At 66.9% G+C, this 7,331-nt stretch carries 7 protein-coding genes; 4 read left to right on the top strand and 3 right to left on the bottom strand.

All coding sequences use genetic code 11. The annotated features are described in order from the left end of the window. Positions 1–23 precede the first annotated feature (23 nt). On the top strand, positions 24–596 hold the full coding sequence (locus tag JLI01S_RS14100; RefSeq protein ID WP_068265730.1) for a nucleotidyltransferase family protein: 573 nt from the start codon (positions 24–26) through the stop codon (positions 594–596). A 106-nt stretch (positions 597–702) separates the two neighbouring features. Here the strand turns inward: JLI01S_RS14100 and JLI01S_RS14095 are convergent, their stop codons facing one another. From JLI01S_RS14095 to JLI01S_RS14085, 3 genes are all read right to left on the bottom strand, one after another. Beyond that, complete coding sequence (locus JLI01S_RS14095) at positions 703–2,178, bottom strand: sodium:solute symporter family protein (RefSeq protein ID WP_068265728.1); 1,476 nt, start codon at positions 2,176–2,178, stop codon at positions 703–705. A 1-nt stretch (position 2,179) separates the two neighbouring features. Next, on the bottom strand, positions 2,180–2,365 hold the full coding sequence (locus JLI01S_RS14090; RefSeq protein ID WP_068265726.1) for a hypothetical protein: 186 nt from the start codon (positions 2,363–2,365) through the stop codon (positions 2,180–2,182). Positions 2,366–2,447: 82 nt separating this feature from the next. After that, positions 2,448–3,209, bottom strand: coding sequence for a maleate cis-trans isomerase family protein (locus JLI01S_RS14085; RefSeq protein ID WP_068265724.1), 762 nt, complete (start codon positions 3,207–3,209; stop codon positions 2,448–2,450). Positions 3,210–3,500: 291 nt separating this feature from the next. Here JLI01S_RS14085 and JLI01S_RS14080 point away from each other — a divergent pair, with 291 nt between their 5' ends. The 3 genes from JLI01S_RS14080 to JLI01S_RS14070 all read left to right on the top strand — a co-directional run bounded on the left by JLI01S_RS14080 (position 3,501) and on the right by JLI01S_RS14070 (position 7,319). Then, on the top strand, positions 3,501–4,532 hold the full coding sequence (locus tag JLI01S_RS14080) for a 2,5-dihydroxypyridine 5,6-dioxygenase NicX family protein (protein WP_068265722.1): 1,032 nt from the start codon (positions 3,501–3,503) through the stop codon (positions 4,530–4,532). A gap of 69 nt (positions 4,533–4,601) precedes the next feature. Further along, positions 4,602–5,864 carry an FAD-dependent monooxygenase gene (locus tag JLI01S_RS14075; protein WP_218005522.1) on the top strand — a complete coding sequence of 421 codons (1,263 nt, stop codon included), beginning with the start codon at positions 4,602–4,604 and terminating at the stop codon, positions 5,862–5,864. A gap of 60 nt (positions 5,865–5,924) precedes the next feature. Further along, on the top strand, positions 5,925–7,319 hold the full coding sequence (locus JLI01S_RS14070) for an MFS transporter (RefSeq protein ID WP_068265718.1): 1,395 nt from the start codon (positions 5,925–5,927) through the stop codon (positions 7,317–7,319). Positions 7,320–7,331 lie beyond the last annotated feature (12 nt).

Below are 7,331 nucleotides of genomic sequence, written 5' to 3'. Positions count from 1 at the left end.
CGTCTTTCCTTAAGGTCGTACCCATGGAGACTGTTCAGGGACTGCTGCTGGCGGCGGGCGCCGGTCGCCGCATGGGGATGCCCAAGGCTCTCAAGGTCGATCCTGATGGCACCTCGTGGCTGGCCCGAGCCGTCGCCGTCCTGGACGAAGGGGGCTGTGCCGCAGTCACTGTCGTCCTCGGCGCCAGCGGCACTGCCGCAGAGCTGGCGCTACCGCGCACCGACTACACGCACTGCCCCGACTGGGCCGATGGCCTCGGCGCCTCGCTCGCCCACGGGTTGCGCGCCCTCGAGCCGGGCACCGCGACCGCTGCGTTGATCCACCTCGTCGACCTCCCGGATGTCACCTCGGAGGTCGCGGCGCGGCTGCTGTTGGGAGAGGTGGGGGTGGCCTCCCTTCGCCGGGCGCTGTACTCGGGCGTCGTCGGCCATCCGGTGCTCATCGGGCGTGACCACTGGGCCCCGCTCGTCGCGGAGCTCTCGGGTGATCGGGGCGCCGGCGCCTACCTGCGCCGACATGGCGCGGATGAGGTCGAGTGCTCCGACCTGGCCACCGGCCTCGACGTCGACACCCTGGGCGAGGACACCCGGGAGTGACCGCAGAGGGTGCTCAACCGTTGCGAACCACCTCGCCGCCTCGCACGGAGGCGATGCGGCACGCCCGCCCGAGCCCTCGAGGTGAGGGCCGGGCGGGCGTGGACGGCTACACGGCCTTGTGCTTGTGCAGACCGTCCTTCACATGCCCCAAGAAGTCGTCCGCACGATCTCGCGGCGCTGGTGTCGCCAGGCTGACCCCGATGAAGAGCGCCAGTGACAGGAGCAGGCCCCAGACTCCGCTGCCCTGACCCAGCAGTCGGGTGGTGGTCATCTCGAGGAGGAGAACCACTGCACCGGCCACGACGGTGGCGCAGATGACGCCCTGAGCGGTTCCCCGCTTCCAGAAGAAGGCCCCGACGATCGGTGGGACCATGACCAGCAATCCGGCAGACGCGGACACGGAGAGCACGGCGATCAGGTTGACCTCGAGCTGTGCGAACCCGAGGGCAAGCAGGGCGATGACCGGCAGGATGAACTTGCCCACCTTGAGCTGCTGCCCCTCTGTGGCCCCGTCCTTGACGACTCGGTAGACGTCACGCGTGACCATCGAGGAGAGGGTGAGCATGATCGAGTCGATGGTCGAGACCGCCGCAGCGATGATGCCGATCATGACGATGACACCCAGGACGGTGGGCACCAGGTCGGAAGCGAGCAGCATCGGGGTCGCGAGGTCACCCGTGGCCAGGTCGGGGAAGCGCTGCAGTGCCGCGAAGCCCCAGATGACCGACACCAGGGTGTAGATGAAGCCGAAGACCATGAACCCTAGGAGCATGGTGCGCAGGTCGCGCATCGACCGCGGTGTGTAGAGGCGCTGGCTGACCTGGGGGTTGGAGATGCTGAAGAAGATCCAGGGGAGGGTCAAACCCACGAAGACGCTGAAGGTGAAGAACCCGTTGCCCGGTACGGAGAGCGCCCCGCTGTGGTCGGTGCTCAGCGAGCTGAAGAACTCCCCGGCGCCGCCGAGCCGGTACACGACGAAGATGACGACCAGCGTGGCGCTGATGACCATCATGATGGCCTGCAGGGAGTCGGTCCATGCGACCGAGCGGAGCCCGGCGACCAGCGAGAAGACGATGGCCATGATGGTGGCCAGGATCGTGCCGGACGTGAAGCTGACTGCGCCGCCACTCATGCCACTGACGAGGTACCCGACACCAGCCAGTTGCACGGCGGCGTAAGGGATGAGGAACACGCAGCTGGTCAGTGCGGTGACCACGCCTACGGTGCGACTGTCATACCGGTGGCCGAGCATCTCCGATGGGGTGACGTAGCCGTACTTCTGCCCCACCAACCAAAAGCGAGGGCCGAAGATGACCACGAGGGTCACGCCGGAGAGGTAGATCAGCTCGAATCCGAGTGCGCCGACGCCACCTGAGTAGGTCAGCCCGGCGAGCCCGACGAGCATGAATGCGCTGTAGGTCGTGGCGCTGTAGCTCATCGCCGAGACGAAACCGCCCATCTGGCGGTTTCCGAGGAAGTAGTCGGACATGCTCGTCGACGAGCCTTCTCGAGAGAGGAAGGCGGTGACGAGTGCGATCGCGATGTAGATCGCGATCCCGATCCAGATCCAGCTGGCCTCCATCTCAGTCCTCCCAACGGCTGCTGATGATGGCATTGACGCCGATGACGACTGCGGTGGCGAGCGTCCAGAAGAGGAAGCTGCCGTACCAGGCGTCCACGTCGCTCAAGAGGGTGTACGGCAGTACGAAACTCAGCAGGATCAGGACGAGCGGCACGATGAGCCACCGTCTCGTTGCGGTGCGGTCCATGGGAACTCCTCATACGTCGTTGTACGTGAAACCGGGGTGTGTGGGGCGACAGGCATCACTGACGGATGCCGGGGACTCCTGGTCAGTGGCGACCGCCGAGCAGGGAGCCCGCGCCCGGAGCCTCCGCCGGGAGGCCGAGGTCGGTGAGCATCGACCAGGCGGTGGCCGTGGCAGCCGACAGCACCGGCTTGCCGTAATCGTCCTCCACGGCTTGGATCGCTGGGAGAGAAGGCATCTGGACGCAGGCCGAGAGGACCAGAGCATCGGCGTCCTCGAGGGCCTGGGGGTCGAGACGCTTCCAGTGCTCGGTGAGGTCCATCGGGTCGAGGTTGGCGACGGCGATGTTGTCGGAGACCTCGAGGGACAGGGTGTCGAGCACCTCGAAGCCGGCGTCCGCGACGTAGTCGGCGACGAGCTGGGTGAGCGGCTTCATGTACGGCGTGACCATGACGACCTTGCGGGCTCCGAGTGCGGTGAGGGCGCGCAGGAGGGCGCCGGCGCTGCTGATGACGGGAGCGCTCACGCCTTCGCTCTCGAGGGCCGCGCGCATCTGGTCCTCGGCGGTGCAGTGGTAGCCGGCGCCCTGGGCCATGATCGCCACGAGGCAGGCCGAGGCGACGACGTCCGGGCGGGCGTCGGCGAGCTCGAGGGCCGCGCGATCCGTCTGCGCATTCATCGCCTTCAGCTCCTCCGGCGTGACGTGCTTCATCCGCATCCGGCTGGAGTGGAAGACGAAGCGGTCGTGGGGGTGCAGCTCGCGGCGCCGGCCGAGGATTTCGGGGAGCTCGGTCTCCATCGTGAGGTTCGAGCTCGGCACGATCAGGCCGACGTGATGGGTGCTCATGCTGGGATTCATGGTCCATTCGTACACGCATGACCAATTTCTGACAAGAGCCGGCCGAAGGGCGGAACCCGCGTGTCGCCGACCAGCTAGGGCCGATGGCGATCGGTCAAGAACCGCGAAATAGCAGGGATTCGCGGGTCTCTCACCCACCTGTGCTCATGGCGTGGATCACATCTGCGGGACGGCTGAAACTTCTCCCAGATTCTGCAACTGGGGTTGACTCCATCAAGTCATGCGTATAGAAACGATTATTAAACCCGCTCGCCGATGAGTTGAGAGAGAGATTCGACGATGAATCAGCTGACGTCTGCAGACCTTGTCCAGGCCTTCACCGAGGAGTTGCGTCTGTGCAACCTGCGGACCGACGAGCACGTCGTCGTGCTCGCGGAGCCGGGCAGCCGTGACGACTACGTCGCCGCGGCCTTCGCCGCGGCCAAGGCGTGCGGAGCCCACGTCCTCGTCGCCACCGTCCCCGGCGGGAACCCCGACCCCGTGCCGAGCACGCACACCGGCGCCGGCCCCGGCCTGAGCTCGGTCCTGCGGGACACGGTCGCCCAGGACCTGCTCAAGCAGGCCGACCTCGTCCTCGACCTGACACGTGAGGGCTTCATCCACGCACCCATCCAGGAAGAGATCCTCGCGACCGGCACCCGCATCCTCTTCGTCTGCGACGCACCCGATGTCCTCGTGCGCAACATGCCGACGGCTCGGGACAAGGACCGCGTCCTCACCGGGCAGCGACTCGTCCAGGAGTCGACGACCATGCGTGTCACCAGCGCTGCGGGCACCGACCTCACCGTCGACCTCGCCAATGTCCGCTGCGACTTCCAGGTCGGATTCAGCGACGACCCCGGCCGGTGGGACCACTGGCCGAGCACCATGGTCCTGTGCTGGCCCGAGATCTCCGACGGGCAGATCGTCATGGCACCGGGCGACATCATCTTCCCCTTCAAGGAGTACATCCGGGACACGGTGACCCTGGAGATCACCGGCGGCCACATCGAAAGGGTCAGCGGTGGCGCCGATGCCCACATGATCGAGACCTTCTTCGGTGACTCGGACGACAAGTGGGCGCGCTACCTCTCCCACATGGGCTGGGGCCTGATGCGCTCCGCCGACTGGTTTGCCCAGGCCATGTACGCCAAGCACGAGGTGATGGGCATGGAGGCACGTGCCTTCGCCGGCAACTTCCTCTGGTCGACCGGTCCGCACCCCGTCCTCCACCGCGACTCCTACGCGCACCTGGACATCGCCATGCGCGACTGCACGGTCACGCTCGACGAGACCACCGTCGTCGCCGCCGGGACCCTCATCGAGCCCTGACGCTCCCCCCTTCGCCACTCCACCCGAACCCCGCGGCACCCGCCGCAGCCCCAGGAGGCACCTGTGTCCATGAGTCAATCCCTCGAGGTCGTCGTCGTCGGAGGTGGCCTCGGCGGTCTCACCGCCGCACTCGCCATGCGCCAGCAGGGCCTACGCGTCACCGTCCTCGAGCGGGCCGCCGAGCTCGGCGAGGTCGGTGCCGGCATCCAGACGGCCCCCAATGCCGCCCGGGTGCTCATGGGTCTGGGCCTGCTGCCAGAGCTCGAGCGGATCCGCACGGAGCCGCAGGACCAGGTGCGTCGGCGCTGGAAGGACGGCAGCGTCATCGGCCTGACCGCACTGGGCAGCTACGTCAAGGAGACGTACAACGCGCCCTACTGGCACTACCACCGTGCCGACCTGCACCAGGTGATCCACGAGGCGTGCATCGATCCTGCCGGCCACGGCCCTGTCGTCGAGGTCATCACCAGCGCCCACGTCGACAACGTCGACCAGAGCGACCCGAAGCGACCCGTCGTCGTGACCGCCGACGGCCGGCGTTTCACCGGTGACGTCGTCGTCGGGGCGGACGGCATCCGCTCGGCAGTGCGGGACGCGATCGGCGGGGAGGACACGCTCGAGTTCTCCGGCGAGATGGCCTACCGCGTCCTGGTCCCCGGCGACAAGATCCGGGAGGACCCGGCGACACGGTGGCTCGTCGACCGCTTCCAGAGCACCATCTGGTACGGCCCCGACCGCCACCTGGTCCACTACATGATCCGCGGTGGCGACATGCTCAACATCGTCGCGATCGTGCCCGCCGACGAGGGCATCGCCGAGAGCTGGTCGCGGCCCGCGACCGTGGACGAGATGCTCGAGCAGTACAAGGACTGGGACGACCGCGTGGCCGCGATGCTCTCCAAGGCCGGGGACGACTGCAGCGTCTGGGCGATGTACCACCGCCGCCGAGACCCGGTGTGGCGCGATGGCCAGGTGGTCCTGCTCGGCGACGCCTGCCACGCGATGCTGCCCTACCAGGCGCAGGGTGCCTCGCAGGCCATGGAGGATGCCGCGGTCCTGGCAGAGGAGCTCGGGACGGTCTCGCGCGACGACATCGAGTCAGCCCTCGCCCGGTACATCTCGCGTCGCTCCAAGCACGCCGGGATGGTCCAGGACGCCTCCCTGCGCAACAAGGACTTCTACCACCTGCCCGATGGTCCGGAGCAGGAGGAGCGTGACCTCAAGCTCGCCAGCTTCAACGGCGAGTCGGACGTGTCGTACCACTGGTTGTGGAGCGGCAGCCCTCTGAACAACGCCGACATGGAGTCGTACCACTACCAGTTCCGCCGCTGAGCCGTCGGCTCACGCGGTCTCGTGCCACATCGACGTGGCCGAAAACCATTGGAGAATTACATGCGCACTGGCGACCAGATCGTCCAGGACCTGCCGTGGCGGTGGAACGTCCAGGGCAAGATCTTCCTCATCGGCGGTCTCGGCTATCTCTTTGATGCCTGGGACATCGCCCTCAACGGCTTCCTCACGCCACTCGTGGCCCTGGACTTCGATCTGTCCGACGGGGCGCGAGGCTACGTGGCCACCGCCAACCTCATCGGCATGGCCATCGGTGCCATCGTCTGGGGCAGCATCGCCGACCGACTCGGACGCAAGAAGGCCTTCAGCATCACGCTGATGATCTTCGCCGTCTTTTCCGTCCTCGGTGCCTTCTCCCCGACCTACGGGGTCTTCCTCGCCTTCCGCTTCCTCGCCGGCTTCGGCCTTGGTGGCTGCATCCCGGTCGACTACGCGATCGTCGGGGAGTTCTCACCCAAGGCCATCCGCGGCAAGGTCCTGACGGCACTCGACCTCTTCTGGCCGATCGGCGCGACCCTCGCAGGTCTCTCCGCGTGGGCACTGCTCGAAGTACCGCACAACTGGCGGATCATGCTCGGGATCATGGTGCTGCCCGCACTGCTGACCTTCTGGGTACGTCGCGGGATCCCTGAGTCGCCGATCTACCTGGCCAAGGTGGGCCGTGAGAGCGAGGCACGGGAGATCATCGACCGCATGGTCCGCGAGACCGGTGCCACCCCCGAGCCCTACGAGATCAAGCCACCCGTCGTCGAGACGCAGGTCAAGGGCTTCACCGCCGGGGTCAACCAGCTACGGATGATCTGGGGTCGGATGCCGATGGTCACCCTCATGGCGTGGATGCTCTTCGTCAGCATCATGGTCGTCTACTACGCCGCGCTCAGCTGGCTGCCGACCTTGCTGCGCGACGCGGGCGCGACCTTCACCGTCGCCTTCCTCGGGTCGACGATCATGAGTGCCATCGGCATCTTCGGGTGTGCCCTGTCGGCGGTGCTCGTCGACATCACCGGCCGCAAGTGGCTGCTCGGTGTGAGCGCGAGCCTCGGCTCGCTCGCCCTGGTCGGGATCGGCTACACGATCGAGATGACCACCATCGCACTCGTGGCGATCGGCATCTTCGGCTTCCTCATCCAGATGGCCATCCCGGTGCTCTACGCCTACATCGCCGAGATCTACCCCACGGAGATCCGGGCCAGCGGCTTCGCCTGGTCCTCCTCGGCCAGTCGCGTGGCGACGGGCATTGCGCCGATCGCCTTCAGCGCGTTGCTGTTCCCGTCGCTGGGCTTGGTCAACACCTTCCTCATCCTCATGGTCGCCGTCTTCATCTCGGTGGCAGTGATGGCCAAGTTCGGCCCGGAGACCAAGGGGCTGGACCTCGATGCCGTCGTGGAGGACGGGGACCTCGCACCCGAGACCTCGCTGCAGCCCGCACTCGACTGATCCGCGGCAGCA

It is taken from the genome of Janibacter limosus NBRC 16128 (assembly GCF_001570985.1).
GTDB lineage: Bacteria > Actinomycetota > Actinomycetes > Actinomycetales > Dermatophilaceae > Janibacter > Janibacter limosus.
The sequence above is the reverse complement of the archived record's forward strand: the minus strand, read 5'-3'. Positions and strand labels throughout refer to the sequence as shown.